Raw genomic sequence first — 14,527 nt, 5'->3', positions numbered from 1 at the left:
TCGCGGCTGCCAGCTGCGCATCGAAGCGATCCCTGCCGCTCCTCGAACCTACGTTTGCTGGACAAGCGAATGCAACGCCCTGACCGCGGCCTCCCGGTTCTCCACAGGGACAAACAGACTGACCGAATGCGGCGACAACACGTACTTGTCGGGGACAATCCCGTGATGTCCGAGAACCTGCAACGCCCTGAACGGCAATTCCGACGAAGCGCCGCCGAAGCAGGTGAGAGTAACCGAGCTTGAAGCCTCGCGCTGCCTGCGCAGATCCGAGCATTGCTCCAGCGTGCGCAACAGGGCGTCGAGCCACTCTGAATCACAGGCCACGGTCATGCTGGTTTTTCCCGCGGTGAAGTGTGATGCAAGGAGCTGCGGCCAGGACAGGCTGTTTTGCTTGAGATGCTGCGCGAATTTCTCGAAACCGTGATTGAGATCGTTGGAGTCGATTTCCACATGCTCAATGCGAGCCATCGAGTTGACGGCCAGAACCTTTCCGTTTTCCATGCCTGCAACCTCTTTCATCACTTGCGTGCCGTGCTTAACGCCGCCCCACTGCTTGAGAACCAGAGGCACATCCTGACTTTGCGCCAGCTCTACGCTGCGAAAGTGCAGGATCTTTGCGCCCCAGAAGCACATTTCGGACAGGGATGCGAAGTCCACTCGCCGCAGGGGCTTTGCGTCAGGCACGATGCGCGGATCGGCCGAACAAATTCCGTCGACCTCTTTGATGATTTCACAGCGTTCTGCCTTTAGCGCCGCGGCCATCGCAACCGCCGTGGTGTCGCTGCCGCCCCGGCCGAGCGTGGTGATTTCCCTGGTCACGGGGTTCACGCCCTGAAATCCTGCCAGCACTACAACGCGTCCACGATCAAGTTCCTCGCGCACGCGAATGGGCCGTACATCCAGGATGCGTGCGGAGGAATGGGAGTCGTCGGTCATCACGCCGGCCTGGCTGCCGGTGAAGCTGATCGCGGCCACGCCGAGATCGGCAAGCGCCATGCTCATCAGGGACATGCTGATGCGCTCACCGGTCGTTAGCAGCATGTCAAGTTCACGGCGATTGGGAGCAGGGCTTACCTGATAAGCCATCTCGATCAATTGGTCGGTGGTCTTGCCCATGGCGGAGACGATCGCCACGACACGATGACCACGGCCATGAAGGTCGGCGAGACTGCGCGCAACCGCACGAATTTTCGCCGGTGTTTCAAGACAGACACCGCCATATTTTTGAACGATGATGGGATGGTTGCGCATCTAACCTCGGTGAGAAGCCTCGCTCGCCTCGCCCATCGAACCGACACCGCCTATCCATGTGCCGACGATTTCGAAGTTCGGATTGCAGGCGACAAGGTCCGCGCGGTATCCGGGCGCGATCCGTCCAAGCTCGGACTCAAGGCCCAGAAATGCCGCTGATGTCCGCGAGGCCATAATGAGGGCATCTGCAAGCGAGATTCCGAGCAGCGCAACAGCGTTGCGCACCGCCTCGATCATGGTGAGGTGAGCGCCCGCGAGTGTGCCATCGGGGCCAGTCAGGCGATTTTCGTGCAACATGATCGGCCTTCCCTGCAGCATGAATTGCCGGTCCGTCGTGCCCACCAATGGCATGGCATCGGTGACCAGCATCAATCGATCGCGTCCCTTGCAGCGGAAGGCAACACGCAAACCGGCGCGGTCAACATGGATGCCGTCGCAGATGATCCCTGCAAACACCCGGTCATCATCAAGCGCGGCGCCCACCAGGCCCGGCTCCCGGGCGTTCAACTGCGACATGGCATTGAACAGATGGGTCACCCCCAAGACACCGCGATCGACCGCCTGCCCGATTTCGGCTGCGGTGGCGTCGCTGTGGCCGGCCGCGATACGCAATCCGGCGCCGATCAATTCATCGATCATGGACGCGGGCACGCATTCCGGGGCCAAGGTCACAATGGAGCGGCCGCGGCCCCCAAAACTTTTGATCGCGGCGAGATCGCGCCGATCGGGCACGCGGATCTCGGCTTCCGGATGAATGCCCTTGCGAGACCTGTTGAGGGCCGGTCCTTCCAGATGAAAGCCGAGAACGCCGGGAATCTTCAGACAATCCTGGGCGACTGCAGCCAATCGCTCGATGACCTCGCTGCGATCGGTGATGAGGGTCGGCAAGCAGCCCGTGGTCCCCTCCTTGCGGTGCGCCTCAACGATGCGTCGAACGCCAGCCTCCGTGGGCTGGTCGTTGAGAAGAACGCCCCCGCCTCCGTTCACCTGGATGTCGATGAATCCGGGTGCGAGGATCGCGTCTGCGGGAAGGTGGATTGAGGCGCGCACCTTCGCCTCGCCGAAGGTCATGCTTTCAATCCGCCCCTGCGAGATCCTGACCGATCCCGGCCCGCGCATGGCGGCACCGTCAAAGATGTGCTGCGCGGCAATCGTGAGAGAGGAAGGATTAGCGTCGCCCATCGGTATTGATCCGAGAATAGCAGTCACGGACTCGTGAGGCGAGTCACCTACAAGACTTCATATGTACACCAAGGAGCTTTGGGGGGACCCCGAGCGAAACCTTCGCGTTAACTTTCCATGGGAACAAAAGGTACCACGTATCTCGGCATTGATGGTGGCGGAACCCGCTGCCGCGCCCGGATCGAGGACGAAAACGGCAAGGTACTCGGTGCGGCGAGCTCGGGGCCTGCCACGACGCGGATTGGCTTCGAGAAGGCCTGGCGGTCCATCATTGAGGCCACCGAAGCGGCAGCCGCGCAGGCCGGGCTGACGCGCGAGGATTTCGCGCGGATGCACGCCGGAATTGGCCTGGCCGGTCTCGGTCGCCGGGGTGCGGAAGCGGCGCTCAACAAGATCGCGCATCCCTTTGCGTCCGCCATCTTCATCAGCGACGGCCTGGCGGCCTGTCTCGGCGCGCATAGCGGCGCGGACGGGGCCATCGTGGTCGCCGGCACAGGCTCGGTGGGTGTCGGCCTGATCGACGGCCGCGAGATCCGTCTCGCCGGTTACGGCTTTCCGGTGTCGGATGAAGGCAGCGGTGCCGACATCGGCCTGCAGGTTGTTCGACTGGCGCTGCGGGCCGCGGATCGCCGCGGCGAGCTGACCCCGTTGCTTTCAGAGGTGCTCGGCGCATTCGATCATGATCCTTATCAGGCGGTGGCCTGGTCTGAAGAAGCCAGGGCCGCAGACTATGCTGCGTTCGCGCCGATCGTGATGCGGCACGCCAATCAGGGCGACCCGGTCGGCCGTCGCATTGTCGAACGCGCGGCCGATGCCATCGGCGATCTGCTCGATCTGTTCCTGGCTAGAGGAATCGACCGGCTCTCGCTGGTAGGCGGGCTGGCGGATGCCATTACGCCCTGGCTGACGCCTGACCTGCGCGCCCGCCTCAGGTGTCCTGACGCCGACGCGGCCGCCGGGGCGTTACTGGTGGCGCGAGGGCGGCTTGAGCTGCCCAAGAGAGAAACTGACCATGAACAGGCTTCAAAGTTCCGCGTTTGATGGCGCATGGATCAACTATATGGCCACCGAAGAAGTCGATCCCCGCTTTGCCGATCTTGATGCATGGTCGCTGACGTCAGCGATGGAAGCGATGTGGGAAGGCCAGGTTGCGGCAGTCGCGGCGATCGGCCATGCCCTTCCCGCGATCACTGCGGCGACCGAAGCGGCCAAAGCGGCGCTGGGTGATCACGGACGCATTGTGTATGTCGGCGCCGGCACCTCGGCCCGCGTGGCGGTCCAGGACGGCGCCGAGCTGACGCCGACTTTCGCCTGGCCCAGCGAGCGCGTCCGCTTCATCGTCGCCGGCGGCGACAGCGCGTTCGTCACCAGCATCGAGGGCGCGGAGGATGATGTCGATGATGCAGTCATGCAGATCAATGCCGCGCAGCTCACCGCGCACGATGTGGTGATCGCCGTTGCCGCCAGCGGGACAACGCCGTTCACGGTCGCGGCGCTGCAGCAGGCAGGCTCTTTCGGTGCAGTGACGATCGGTGTTGCCAACAATCCCGGCACCGCACTGCTGGCGTCGGCAAAGTTTCCGATCTTGATCGAGACCGGCCGCGAGCTGATCGCCGGCTCCACGCGGATGAAGGCGGGCACCGCGCAGAAGGTTGTGCTCAACCTGATCTCCTCAGGGATCATGCTGCGCCTTGGCCGGGTGTACCGCGGCATGATGGTGAACATGCAGCCGACCAACGCCAAGCTGAAGCGGCGCGCCGAGGCCATGGTGGCGCAAATCGCGCACTGTGATCCGTCGCACGCGGCACGCTGGCTTGAGCAGGCCGAGGGAGACATCAAGACGGCAAGCCTTCTGGCGTTGGGTGTCGACAGGGTTGATGCCGAGACCATTCTGAAAAACTGTGACGGCAACCTTCGGCGCGTGTTTGCCGAGCTCGCCAAGGATCGTGATTCGCATCGTGACCGGCATCCCAAGGGAGCGCCGGCGCGCAAGCAGGGCGGAGCGGTTGAGCCGTGACGTCATCCGCAATGGCGAGCGAAATCGGGGAAAGCGCGGATGTGGTCGCCAAAATTGTTCGTAACCGCCCCGCCACGCGCGATATTGCACAGCGAATTGGGATTGGCTCCGCTCCCCTGTGCGTCGTGTGCGGCCGGGGAAGCTCCGGGCATGCCGGGGTTTTCTTAAGATACCTTGTCGAGACGCGGCTTCGCCTTCCCGTTTCAGCCAGCGCTCCTTCGGTGATCACAGCATTTCGCACGTCGTTGATGCTGCGCCATGCGCTGTTCATCGTGATCTCGCAATCCGGGCGCAGCCCGGATCTTATCGCGGCGACCAGATCGGCGCGCGCCGCGGGCGCCCGCACCATCGCCATCGTCAATGCGACGTCGTCGCCGGTGGCTGACGAAGCGGAGTTCGTCGTTCCGATCGAAGCCGGCAGAGAGCACTCCGTAGCCGCGACCAAGACGGTGATCGGCTCGATGGCCGCTGGCGCCGGACTTGTTGCCGAACTGGCGGAGGATCGTGCGCTGCGGTCAGCCCTCGACAGGCTGCCCGACCGCCTGCACCGCGCGCTGGCGCTCGACTGGTCCGAGATTGCCGATGATCTCGCCAAGGCGTCAGCTGTGTTTGTGGCGGCGCGGGGCCTGGGCCTGGGCTCGGCGCGGGAGATCGCGCTCAAACTTTCGGAAATCCTGCGCCTGCCTTCCATCGGTCTAAGCGCCGCCGAGCTGCAGCACGGGCCGCGCGCCGCGCTATCATCGCGCACGCCGGTTGTCATGATGCGCCTCATGGATGAAACGGCAGCGACGGTGGACGCACTGGCAGAAGAATTGCGCGAGCAAAAGATCACGCTGCATCTATGCGGCGGACCACATGGCTCGCTGCCCTGGTTGGCCGAGGATGATCCCGCCACCGACCCGATCACCATGCTCGTTCCGGCCTATCGGATGATCGAACAGACGGCGCGCACCTTCGGATTTGACCCGGACCGTCCCCCTCGCCTGAGCAAGATTACCGAGACGTTTTGACAGCTGACTGTTCGCTGGCTGGCGGCCGAAGGCGGGCTGCTCGGCCCGCGAGCTACGGCTCGGCAAGCCAGGACCGGCACGACGAAGCCGTCCAGCGGCAATCACCGCACCAGAAATGCGCTGTCTTCGTCCATGCACTGCCATACCTCCGCGGCTTCCAGGCTAACGCTGCACCGAGCGCGCCGGGCTTTCCTCAACAGCCGCGGCAGATTGATCCTTGAAGCATCTTCTCGAGCCGCGCGTCTTCCTTGTCGATGGTGGGGTCTGTACCAAGCAACGGCCCCTTCATGACGTGGCCAGCAATGCCGGACGATGGCAGCGCGGTACCCAGAGAATTCGTCCCGGGTGCAGCAGCACTCGTGCCGAGCGCTCCGCCGCCTGTCATCGGCATCGACATGTGCGATCCCATGCCGCCACGGGCAAACGCGGCATCCGAGAGCACAAGGCAAGCGGCGAACAAGAGAAGCGAAAATGGTTTCATGGTTCACACTCCACGCGTTGCAACGACCTGCACTTAAAGCTAAGTCCGGCGCGCCGCCTGGCCGCACACGATTGCGCGAGCAGATCGTTACAATGCTGACAGGATTCCGCTCGCCTTCAGGTGCTTGCCCGATCGGGTCTTGACGCACCCACCCGGTCCGGCGGCACCCGCAGCCTCCTGAGCGCCCTATAGCGTGCGGTAGCGCTCGATCGATGAAAAATCGGGCGCTATTCCAAGGCCCGGCTCCTCGTTCAGAGCGACCAGGCCCTCGGACACGTCGAAGACCGGTCCGCAGAATTGATCGCGGAGCGGATTGTCGTTGACGTCCACTTCCAGCCAGCCGTCGCCTCCGGCGCCGGCAAGCAGATGTGCGGACGCAAGCAATCCTATTCCGCCACCGAGGTAATGCGGGCAAAAGGTCTTGCCCGCTTTCAGGATGTCGTCCGCCAGTCCACGGCAAATCGTCAGCCCGCCCCATTTGGCGATGTCAGGCTGAACGACATCAAGCACATCCTCTGCAAGAACCTGTTCGAAGCCTTCGCAGCTTGCAATATTCTCGCCGGCCGCAAGCGGCATGCCGGCGCTCGTACGCAGCCTCTGCCACTCCTGCCGGGGACGATCGGCACGAAGCGGCTCTTCCAGCCAACGCAGACCGAACTCGCCGAGCCGCGGCACTATCTCCAGCGCCTGATCGATCGACCAGCCCTGATTGACATCCGCCGCCAGCATGCCGTCGCCAACGCCGGCGCGCAGCGCGGCCAGATTGGCGAGATCCGCCGCCACATCGAAGCCGATCTTGAGCTTCAGCGCGCGATGCCCGCGCCTCATGGCCGCCTCGGCGGTCTGCCGCGCCCCGCCGGGATTGATGCCGCTGGCGTACGCCTTGATCTTGCCGGAACGGCCGCCCAGCAACCGCCACAGCGGCTGCCTGTGCCGGCGCGCATGGAGATCCCACAGCGCAAGATCAATTCCTGCGATGGCCTGGGCGAACGGCCCGGGCTCGCCGCATTGCAGCGCCAGCACCGAAGTGCCCTGCGTCAGGGTCTCGAAAGCCTGCGCGGGACCATCGAGCTCGCGCCCGATCAGCGCAGGCGCAAGCACCTCATTGACGAGCCGCGCCCGATGTTCGGCGCCCGTCGAAGGAAAGTTCGACCAGACCTCGCCCCAGCCGACAACGCCGTCTTCGTCTTCGGCGCGAACGAACACCGCGGGACGGTTCAGCATGCGGCCGAACGAGGTCACCACCGGCGTCGACAGGGGGTAGCGGTAGCAAAACGCCTGGATTGTGCGAACGGAGAAGGCCATCTTTGGATCCAGCGATTTCACTTGGTAACGATCAGGTCACGACGCAGTTAGTATGCGCGCGCGAAATCGCCTTCCTGCTTGATCTCGCCAAAGGCGGGAAAGCGCGCCTTCCATCGTGTGCCCTTTGCCTTCGTCAGCGCATTGAGGCTTTCCAGCACCGCAACGCCGTCCTTGCGCAGGCTTGCCGCGACCGCCGCGCGATCCGGGAAATGCTTGCGAACGGCGTCAAGCCAGATCGTGCGTCCCGCAAGAAAGCCGCCGGCGCCCGCCGCATAGGCAAACTCCAGCACCCGCTCGAATTTCTCTGGCGCAGCACCACCCGACAGCAGCACCCAGGGAATGTTCCGTTCGCGGCAGATCACGCCGATGGCGTCGAACTCCTTCTGCGCGGCTTGCGCCGCCGCGCTGCCGTCCCGCGGCGGCAGGCTGTTGGCGGCGAGCGGGCTCTCCAGCTTCAAGAGGTCGACGCCATATTCCGGCTTGGCGAACTCGCGCACGCTGTCGATCACAAGCCCCGGCAGCTTGCCGGGCGATTCCACATAATCAGCAGTGTGATTGGCGCTACCCAGGAACGGATAGACCAAAAGCTCCAGCACATAGGGAATGTCGTAGCGCGCACATTCCTGTCCGATCTCGCGCACGAACCGCTTCTGATGTTCGTTGACACCAGGGTCGGCATCGGGACGGTACCAGGCGAGCACCTTGACCGCGTCACCGCCGATCGCACGGATCTTCTCCACGCTCCAGTTGGCGATGGCGCGCGATTTGCGGCCGCCCGCAGTCTCCTCGACGCGGTGCTCCTCAAGCGTCATGATGAGACCGCAGCGCGCGGGCAGCAGGTCGATGGCGGCGGGCACCGCAAAGTTCGGATCGAACAGCATCGAACTGCAATGCGGCGAGAGATTTTCCACGAGCAGCCGCTTGGCGGCAGTCACATCGGAATATTCAACCTGGTCGCGCGTGATGCCCTTTGCCTGCGCGATGGCGTCGAACAGTGGCGGCCGCTGGTCCAGCGCAACCATGCGAAAGTGGCCATCCGCATCCGCCAGGCGCGCGATGCCCCGGTTTTTTCCGATCGTTCTCATTGGTGCGTCCTCATGAAGGCAAGACAGTCATTGATGGAAGGAATTCCGGCGCGGCCGCCCGAACGGGTGCATTTCAGCGCGGCGGCCGCGGCGGCGAACGCCATGGCATCCTGCACCTTAAGGCCCGCGCCGATCGCAAAGACATAGGCGCCGTGGAAGACGTCGCCGGCGCCTGTCGTATCGACGACGGAAACAGGATATGCGGCGCGCCGCTGCAGGCGGCCGTTCTCGTGCCAACTCACCCCTTCGCTGCCGCGCGTGACGGCGACGACACGGCAATTGAACCGCGCCAGCTTGTTCAGGGCCGCATCATCCGCCGATCCGGCAAAGGAAGCGAGCGCAGGCTCGGAGAAGACAGCGTGATCGGTGAGCGGCAGCAGGCGCTCGAACACCTCGGCGTCGGCGACATCGCCGTCGAGCACGGTCGGGATGCCAAGCGCGCGCGCCTTGCCGAACAGCGCGATTGCGCCTTCGACCCAACGCGGATCGGCAAGCACCGCGGACGTCTGCGCCACTTCATCCAGCGGCAGCCAATCGGCCGCCTCGGGAAAGGCCCCGCGAAAATTCACGATCTGCCGCTCGCCTGATCTGTCGACGATGATCCCCGAAACCGAGGAGCGTCCATCCGGAAATAATCTGAAGTTTGCGACGTCGATCCCTTCGGAAGCCAGCGCCGACCGCATTTCGCGCCCTGCGGCATCGTCTCCAGCGCGGCCCCAGAACGCGATGGAGCCGCCGAGCCGCGCACCCGTCACGGCGGCGTTTGCCGCCATTCCGCCGCCGAGCGTCGAATAGTCCAGGCTCCTGATCTTCTCGCTTTGGCCAGAAAAAAACCGGTCGACGCGCCAGACCTGATCAAGCGCGGAGAGCCCGAGGCAGACGATACGGACCCGCTCCGCGCTCGACGCGATATCAGCGATCGCCTCCCGATCTTCGGTCGCCTCGCGCGCGGTCACTGCAGCACCCGGCCGTCGGCGCTGTCGAACAGATGGGTTTTTCCCGGCTGCGGGCGAAGGCTGAGTATCTCGCCGACCTTCGGCCGCAGCGACGGATCGACGCGCGCAATCGCCGAGGCGCCTGCGAGGTCGAAATGGATCAGCGTATCCGAGCCGAGCGGCTCGACCAGCTTGATCGTCACCGCCATGCCGTCGGCCGGATCTGCCGCCAGTGCGAAGTGCTCGGGACGGATTCCGAGCACGCCATTGCCGGCCTTGCGCAGCGGACCGCAACTTTCCGCGCCGAGCGGCACCGCCGCGCCGTCTTTCGAAAACACCACGCCGTCGGCGCGCCACTCGACCGGAAAGAAATTCATCGCCGGCGAGCCGATAAAGCCTGCCACGAACTGGTTGGCCGGCCGCTCATAGACCGCCTCCGGCGTGTCGTATTGCTGCACCGCGCCGCTCTGCAGCACCACGATGCGGTCGGCCATGGTCATGGCCTCGATCTGGTCATGGGTGACGAAGACCATCGTGGTCTTCAGTTCCTGCGACAATGCCTTGATTTCGGCCCGCACCTGCCCGCGCAGCTTTGCATCGAGATTGGAAAGCGGCTCATCGAACAGAAAAGCCTTGGGATTGCGCACGATGGCGCGCCCCATCGCCACGCGCTGGCGCTGGCCGCCGGACAATTCCTTCGGCTTGCGGTCGAGATAGGGTTCGATATGCAGCAGCGCCGCGGCGCGTTTCACCCGCGCGTCGATCTCGGCCTTTGGCGTCCCCCGCAGTTCGAGCGCAAAGGACATGTTTTCGTAGACGCGCATGTGCGGATAGAGCGCGTAGTCCTGGAACACCATGGCGATATCGCGCTGCGCCGCCGGGATGCCGTTGACGCGTTTGTCGCCGATATAGACCTCGCCCGCCGTGATCGGCTCGAGCCCTGCGATGATGCGGAGAAGCGTGGACTTACCGCAACCGGAAGGGCCGACAAAAACGACAAACTCGTGATCTGATATCTCGAGGTTGAGATCGGGGATCACGGCAAAGTTGCCGTAGCGCTTGACGAGATTGCGGATCGAGATAGAGGCCATAATCGTCAGTCCAGCGCCAGCACGGGCTTGATCAACTCGCCTTTGGCGAAGCGTGCGAAATTTTCCGGCAAACTCGAAAGTCCGAACTCGCCGTCGACGAGGACGCGGTATTCGTCCTTGTAGCGGCGCAGCAGCGCGACGTTCGGCTCGAAATCGGCGATCGGGAAATAGAAGGTGCGGATCATATAAAAGTCCTTGCGGCGGAACACCTTGCCTTCCTCGATGGTCCATGGCGCGGCGTTCTCGCCGACCAGCACCAGCGCGCCGCGAGGCAGGACGAGCTCGATCCCGAGGTTGCGCGCCGCATGCGCGCCCGAGCACTCCATGATCAGCGCAAAGCGTTTCGAGGTACCGCCGACCGGGTGCGTTTTTGCGCCGAAGGATTGCGCGATGGCAAGCCGTGTCGCGTTCGGATCGGAGACATGGATGTCGTCATAGCCGAGACTGCGCAGCGCCAATACGACGCCAAGCCCGACCGGCCCCGCCCCCATCACCAGAACAGGGCCAGCCTCCTGCGGCGGCACCACTCGGCTGACGAACCGCACGGCGTGGCCCGAGGTGCCGATCACGTCAAGCAGCAGCGGCGCGATACTGTCCTCGATGTCGTCGGGCACCTCCAGCAGGCAGTTCTCCGGCACCGGCACATATTCGGCATAGCCGCCCGGCCGGTTCCAGCCGATCAGGCTCGACACTTCCAGGCACATCTGCGTGTCGCCGCGCTTGCAGGCGGCGCAACGGTCGCAATGCAGCGGGATATAGATCGCGCAGCGACGGCCATGCAGGCGATGGCCCGGCTGCTCGACCACGCCGAAGATTTCGTGACCAGCCGTGAATTCCGCGCCCTTGTGCCAGAGCTTGAAGTCGGAGCCGCATAGCGCCGTGCGCGAGATGCGCACCAGCACCTCGCCAACAGCCACTTCCGGCATCGCCACGCGCTCGATGGTGATGCGTTCATGGCCGTGGAAGACGGCGGCACGCATGATCGAATTGGCTGATGGAGAGATATTCATCGGAGCACCTAACCTTTTACCGCGCCGAGCGTCAGCCCGGAGACCAGCCAGCGCTGAACCAGTGCGGCGAGAACGAGCGGCGGCAGCGCGATCAGCGTCGCCGCCGCCATCAGCGCGCCCCATTGCGTCGAGCCTTCGCCGATGAAGTTGAACGCGGCCGCGATCAGCGTCTTGCTGTCGCCGTTCGACAGCACCAGCGCGAACAGGAAATAGTTCCAGGAAAATACGAAGGCCAGGATCGCCGCAACCGCGATGCCCGAGCCGACCAGCGGGAGCGCGATGCGCCAGAGAATGCGCGTGATGCTGCAACCGTCGACCTGAGCTGCTTCGAACACGCTGCGCGGGATGCCATCGAAGGACGGCAGCAGCACCCAGATCACGATCGGCAGCGTGATGACGGCGTGGCTGAGAATGAGCGCCGTATAGGAGCCGATCATGCCGACCTGGCGGAACATGACGTACCACGGCAGCAGGAACAGCGTGCCGGGCGCCATGCGCGCCGCCAGCGTCAGGATGGCCGGCCACGATATCCGGGTCCATGACACGGCGAAGGCTGCGGGAATCCCGAACAGCAATCCGAGGCTGGTCGAGCCGATAGTGACGATCAGGCTGTTGACCGCGTAGCTCACGAACGGCGTCGTCTTCATCAGCTCGACGTAGTTCTCCAGCGTCGGTGAGAAAACAAGCGTCGGCGGATAGGCCGTCACCTCGAACGAAGGCTTTAACGACGACAGCACCATCCATACCGTCGGCGTCATGATGATGATGCCCGCGAGCACGAGCTGCAGCAGGTTGAGGTGGCGGATCCAGCGATCGGCGGTCGGTGCGTCGGTCATCGCGGCATCTACCAGGCGACCGCGCCGCGCAGGCGGTTGAACGCGAGCACCGCGCCGAACACGATCGCGGTCAGCGTCAGCATCAATGCGCTGGCATAGCCGATGTTGAAGAACTCAAACCCGACCCGGAAGCCGTAGATGTTGAGCGTGTTCGAGGCGTTGCCGGGACCACCCTGGGTCGTGATGTAGATGATGTCGAAGAAGCGCAAGAGATCGACGCTGCGCAGGATGGCTGCGGTGACGATGGTCGGCAGAAGGAGCGGCAGCGTGATGCGCTGGAAGGTCTTGAACGCCGAAGCGCCGTCGATCTGGGCGGCTTCATAGACGCTCGGCGGCAACGACTGCAGCCCACCAAGCACGATCAGCGCGACATAGGGCGTCCATTGCCAGCTGTCGATCAGCGCGACGGTCGGAATGACCCACCTCGGCGAGGCCAGCCACTCCGACGGCGGCAGGCCGAGCGATTGCAGGATGTAGTTTGCCGCCCCGAGCGACGGATCGAGGATCACGAGCCACATCATGCCGGCGACCACCGGCGGCATCATGAACGGCGAGATGAACATCGACCGCACGATCCCGGGCAGGCGCTTGGCGTGAAACAGAACCAGCGCCAGCCAGACGCCGAACACAAGTTGCAGGACCAGCGAGAGCACATAGAGCGCGATGGTGACCCACAGCCCGTGCCAGAACTCGTAATCGGAGGCGAGCTTGGCGTAGTTCGAAAGACCTGCAAAGGACTGCTGGCCGGTCGACGAAAAGCTCTGGAAGCCGAGCCAGATCGTGTAGACGACCGGGAACGCGATCATCGCGACAGTGAAGATCACCGCCGGCGCCGAGAGCGCCGACAGTTCCAGCTTTTGCCGGTCCTGCGTCAATGTCGCAGCGGCATCCGACATGCTTGCGCTTCCTTTCAGATTGCAGTCGTCGATGTGACGCCGACCGCTACTTTTGCGCGATCAGCGCATCGAGCGCCTTGTCCGCATCGGCACAGGCCTGATCGACGGTCTTCTGCTTCAGGATCAGATCCTGCACCGCCTGGCCGATGAATTCGCGCGATTGCGGATTGGCGACGATCGGGTAGCCGACCTCGGAGGATCCCTTGGTGGCGAGCACGTCGAGCGCGGCCTGCCATTCCTTGCGCACCGGCTCGGCATCGATCCACTTGCGGTATTCAGGATCGTTGGCGACCGCCGGCCGCGGCGGCGCGATTCCCTGCAGCGCCGTGCGCTTTTGAATCTCCGGACTCGTGGCCCATTGCACGAAGTACCAGGCCGCACTCGGCTCCTTGCTGTAGGCGGACACCGCCATGCCCCAGCCGATCGCGGTCGGCACCTGCCCGGCCTCGCCCGCCGGGAACGGCGTCAGGCCGGTATCCTTGAGCCGCTCGCCGCCGTCCATCACGGTGCGCAGTTCATTGGAAGATTCGAACGACATCGCGGCGCGGCCACCGCGATAGAGCGCCGATATCTGCTGGAAGCTGTAGTTGACCACGCCGGGCGGGCCATATTCGCGCAGCAGCCGACTGTAGGTATCCAGCGTCTCCTTGCCCTTCGCCGAGCAAAGATTGGATTTTCCGTTGGCCATGTAGCTGCCGCCGATATTGTGCAGCATGTTGCTGAAAGTGTAGGCGACCGCGGGCTTCAGCCCGCGCGAAACAAACGGCGTGACGGTACTGTCGCAGGCCTTGATCTTCTGTGCTGCGGCTTCGAGATCCTTGATGGTCGCCGGCTTCTCGACGCCGCATTTCTTGAGGATGTCGGTGCGATAATAAAGAATGGGCCCCTCGATGTTCATGGGCATGCTGGTCAGCTTGCCGTTGAACGTCCCGGCCTTGAGCAGCGCCTGGCTCAGGCCGGCAAAGTCGTAGTCCGTTGCCACCTCGTTCTTCGACATGGCGGAGAGATCGGCGTACCAGCCGGAGACGGCGAACTGCTCGCCCTCGCGCGACGGTAGCGTCATGAACACGTCGACCTCGTCGCTGCGCGCATTCATGACGGTGACCAGCCGCTGGCGCATCTGCTGCTCCTGGTAGCCGTCGACCTTGAGCGTTATCCCCGTGAGCTTCTCGAAATCGGCTTTGTAGGTCAGCAGCGCCTGCCCCACGGGATTGTTGTTGGCGAGGAATGTGACGGTCTTGCCCTGGAACTTCTTCCAGTCGAAGTCGGCCGCATTTGCCTGTGCGCTGACGGCGGCCACCGCGAGAACCGGCAACGCGACGTGCGCCGCAAACATCCTGGCGTTCATTGAACTCCTCCCTGACCTGGCTTGTCCCGCCTGCTCGGCAGCGCCATTCTGAAACCGGTTACATCCTAAGCGCCACCTCT

The 14,527-nt window shown here is 63.9% G+C and carries 14 protein-coding genes; 3 read left to right on the top strand and 11 right to left on the bottom strand.

What is annotated here, in order from left to right; genetic code table 11:
- Positions 1–48: 48 nt before the first annotated feature.
- Together V1286_RS03380 and nagA are read right to left on the bottom strand one after the other, a co-directional pair.
- Positions 49–1,251 (bottom strand): aspartate kinase, encoded by a 1,203-nt coding sequence (locus V1286_RS03380; RefSeq protein WP_334477574.1) that lies wholly within the window; start codon positions 1,249–1,251, stop codon positions 49–51.
- Positions 1,252–2,433 carry an N-acetylglucosamine-6-phosphate deacetylase gene (gene nagA, locus V1286_RS03375; protein ID WP_334477572.1) on the bottom strand — a complete coding sequence of 394 codons (1,182 nt, stop codon included), beginning with the start codon at positions 2,431–2,433 and terminating at the stop codon, positions 1,252–1,254.
- Positions 2,434–2,550: 117 nt separating this feature from the next.
- Between nagA and V1286_RS03370 the strand changes: the two genes are divergently transcribed.
- The 3 genes from V1286_RS03370 to V1286_RS03360 are packed head-to-tail and all read left to right on the top strand — an operon-like array spanning position 2,551 to position 5,460.
- Positions 2,551–3,474, top strand: a complete 924-nt coding sequence (locus V1286_RS03370; RefSeq protein WP_334477570.1) for a glucosamine kinase nucleotide-binding domain-containing protein — start codon at positions 2,551–2,553, stop codon at positions 3,472–3,474.
- Between the two features lie 19 nt (positions 3,475–3,493).
- The gene (locus tag V1286_RS03365; protein WP_334477569.1) at positions 3,494–4,450 is read left to right on the top strand and encodes an N-acetylmuramic acid 6-phosphate etherase; all 957 of its coding nucleotides are present in this window, start codon (positions 3,494–3,496) and stop codon (positions 4,448–4,450) included.
- 11 nt (positions 4,451–4,461) lie between these two features.
- Positions 4,462–5,460: an SIS domain-containing protein gene (locus tag V1286_RS03360; protein ID WP_334477568.1), complete on the top strand. Its 999-nt coding sequence runs from the start codon at positions 4,462–4,464 to the stop codon at positions 5,458–5,460.
- Positions 5,461–5,653: 193 nt separating this feature from the next.
- Here V1286_RS03360 and V1286_RS03355 read toward each other — a convergent pair whose 3' ends face one another.
- The 9 genes from V1286_RS03355 to V1286_RS03315 form a co-directional block, all read right to left on the bottom strand.
- The gene (locus V1286_RS03355; protein WP_334477567.1) at positions 5,654–5,941 is read right to left on the bottom strand and encodes a hypothetical protein; all 288 of its coding nucleotides are present in this window, start codon (positions 5,939–5,941) and stop codon (positions 5,654–5,656) included.
- A gap of 186 nt (positions 5,942–6,127) precedes the next feature.
- Positions 6,128–7,246, bottom strand: a complete 1,119-nt coding sequence (locus tag V1286_RS03350) for a mandelate racemase/muconate lactonizing enzyme family protein (RefSeq protein WP_334477566.1) — start codon at positions 7,244–7,246, stop codon at positions 6,128–6,130.
- A 47-nt stretch (positions 7,247–7,293) separates the two neighbouring features.
- Complete coding sequence (locus V1286_RS03345) at positions 7,294–8,331, bottom strand: tagatose 1,6-diphosphate aldolase (protein WP_334477564.1); 1,038 nt, start codon at positions 8,329–8,331, stop codon at positions 7,294–7,296.
- Complete coding sequence (locus V1286_RS03340) at positions 8,328–9,287, bottom strand: sugar kinase (RefSeq protein WP_334477562.1); 960 nt, start codon at positions 9,285–9,287, stop codon at positions 8,328–8,330. The genes V1286_RS03345 and V1286_RS03340 overlap by 4 nt, the downstream gene beginning before the upstream one ends.
- A complete protein-coding gene (locus V1286_RS03335; RefSeq protein ID WP_334477560.1) occupies positions 9,284–10,357 on the bottom strand; it encodes an ABC transporter ATP-binding protein in 1,074 nt (357 codons plus the stop codon). Before V1286_RS03335 ends, V1286_RS03340 begins: the two co-directional genes overlap by 4 nt.
- A gap of 5 nt (positions 10,358–10,362) precedes the next feature.
- Positions 10,363–11,367 (bottom strand): alcohol dehydrogenase catalytic domain-containing protein, encoded by a 1,005-nt coding sequence (locus tag V1286_RS03330; protein WP_334477558.1) that lies wholly within the window; start codon positions 11,365–11,367, stop codon positions 10,363–10,365.
- Between the two features lie 8 nt (positions 11,368–11,375).
- On the bottom strand, positions 11,376–12,203 hold the full coding sequence (locus V1286_RS03325) for a carbohydrate ABC transporter permease (RefSeq protein ID WP_334477556.1): 828 nt from the start codon (positions 12,201–12,203) through the stop codon (positions 11,376–11,378).
- A gap of 8 nt (positions 12,204–12,211) precedes the next feature.
- On the bottom strand, positions 12,212–13,099 hold the full coding sequence (locus V1286_RS03320; protein ID WP_108517213.1) for a carbohydrate ABC transporter permease: 888 nt from the start codon (positions 13,097–13,099) through the stop codon (positions 12,212–12,214).
- Between the two features lie 46 nt (positions 13,100–13,145).
- Positions 13,146–14,447, bottom strand: a complete 1,302-nt coding sequence (locus V1286_RS03315) for an ABC transporter substrate-binding protein (protein ID WP_334477554.1) — start codon at positions 14,445–14,447, stop codon at positions 13,146–13,148.
- Between the last annotated feature and the right edge of the window lie 80 nt (positions 14,448–14,527).

It is taken from the genome of Bradyrhizobium algeriense, assembly GCF_036924595.1.
In the GTDB taxonomy this organism is placed as follows: domain Bacteria; phylum Pseudomonadota; class Alphaproteobacteria; order Rhizobiales; family Xanthobacteraceae; genus Bradyrhizobium; species Bradyrhizobium algeriense.
The sequence above is the reverse complement of the archived record's forward strand: the minus strand, read 5'-3'. Positions and strand labels throughout refer to the sequence as shown.

Coding starts and splice junctions, on each gene's coding strand:
- V1286_RS03350 (WP_334477566.1), bottom strand. CDS start 7,246: ATGGCCTTCTCCGTTCGCACAATCCAGGCGTTTTGCTACCGCTACCCC.
- V1286_RS03365 (WP_334477569.1), top strand. CDS start 3,494: ATGGCCACCGAAGAAGTCGATCCCCGCTTTGCCGATCTTGATGCATGG.
- V1286_RS03345 (WP_334477564.1), bottom strand. CDS start 8,331: ATGAGAACGATCGGAAAAAACCGGGGCATCGCGCGCCTGGCGGATGCG.
- V1286_RS03325 (WP_334477556.1), bottom strand. CDS start 12,203: ATGACCGACGCACCGACCGCCGATCGCTGGATCCGCCACCTCAACCTG.
- V1286_RS03360 (WP_334477568.1), top strand. CDS start 4,462: ATGGCGAGCGAAATCGGGGAAAGCGCGGATGTGGTCGCCAAAATTGTT.
- V1286_RS03355 (WP_334477567.1), bottom strand. CDS start 5,941: ATGAAACCATTTTCGCTTCTCTTGTTCGCCGCTTGCCTTGTGCTCTCG.
- V1286_RS03380 (WP_334477574.1), bottom strand. CDS start 1,251: ATGCGCAACCATCCCATCATCGTTCAAAAATATGGCGGTGTCTGTCTT.
- nagA (WP_334477572.1), bottom strand. CDS start 2,433: ATGGGCGACGCTAATCCTTCCTCTCTCACGATTGCCGCGCAGCACATC.
- V1286_RS03315 (WP_334477554.1), bottom strand. CDS start 14,447: ATGAACGCCAGGATGTTTGCGGCGCACGTCGCGTTGCCGGTTCTCGCG.
- V1286_RS03370 (WP_334477570.1), top strand. CDS start 2,551: ATGGGAACAAAAGGTACCACGTATCTCGGCATTGATGGTGGCGGAACC.
- V1286_RS03335 (WP_334477560.1), bottom strand. CDS start 10,357: ATGGCCTCTATCTCGATCCGCAATCTCGTCAAGCGCTACGGCAACTTT.
- V1286_RS03320 (WP_108517213.1), bottom strand. CDS start 13,099: ATGTCGGATGCCGCTGCGACATTGACGCAGGACCGGCAAAAGCTGGAA.
- V1286_RS03330 (WP_334477558.1), bottom strand. CDS start 11,367: ATGAATATCTCTCCATCAGCCAATTCGATCATGCGTGCCGCCGTCTTC.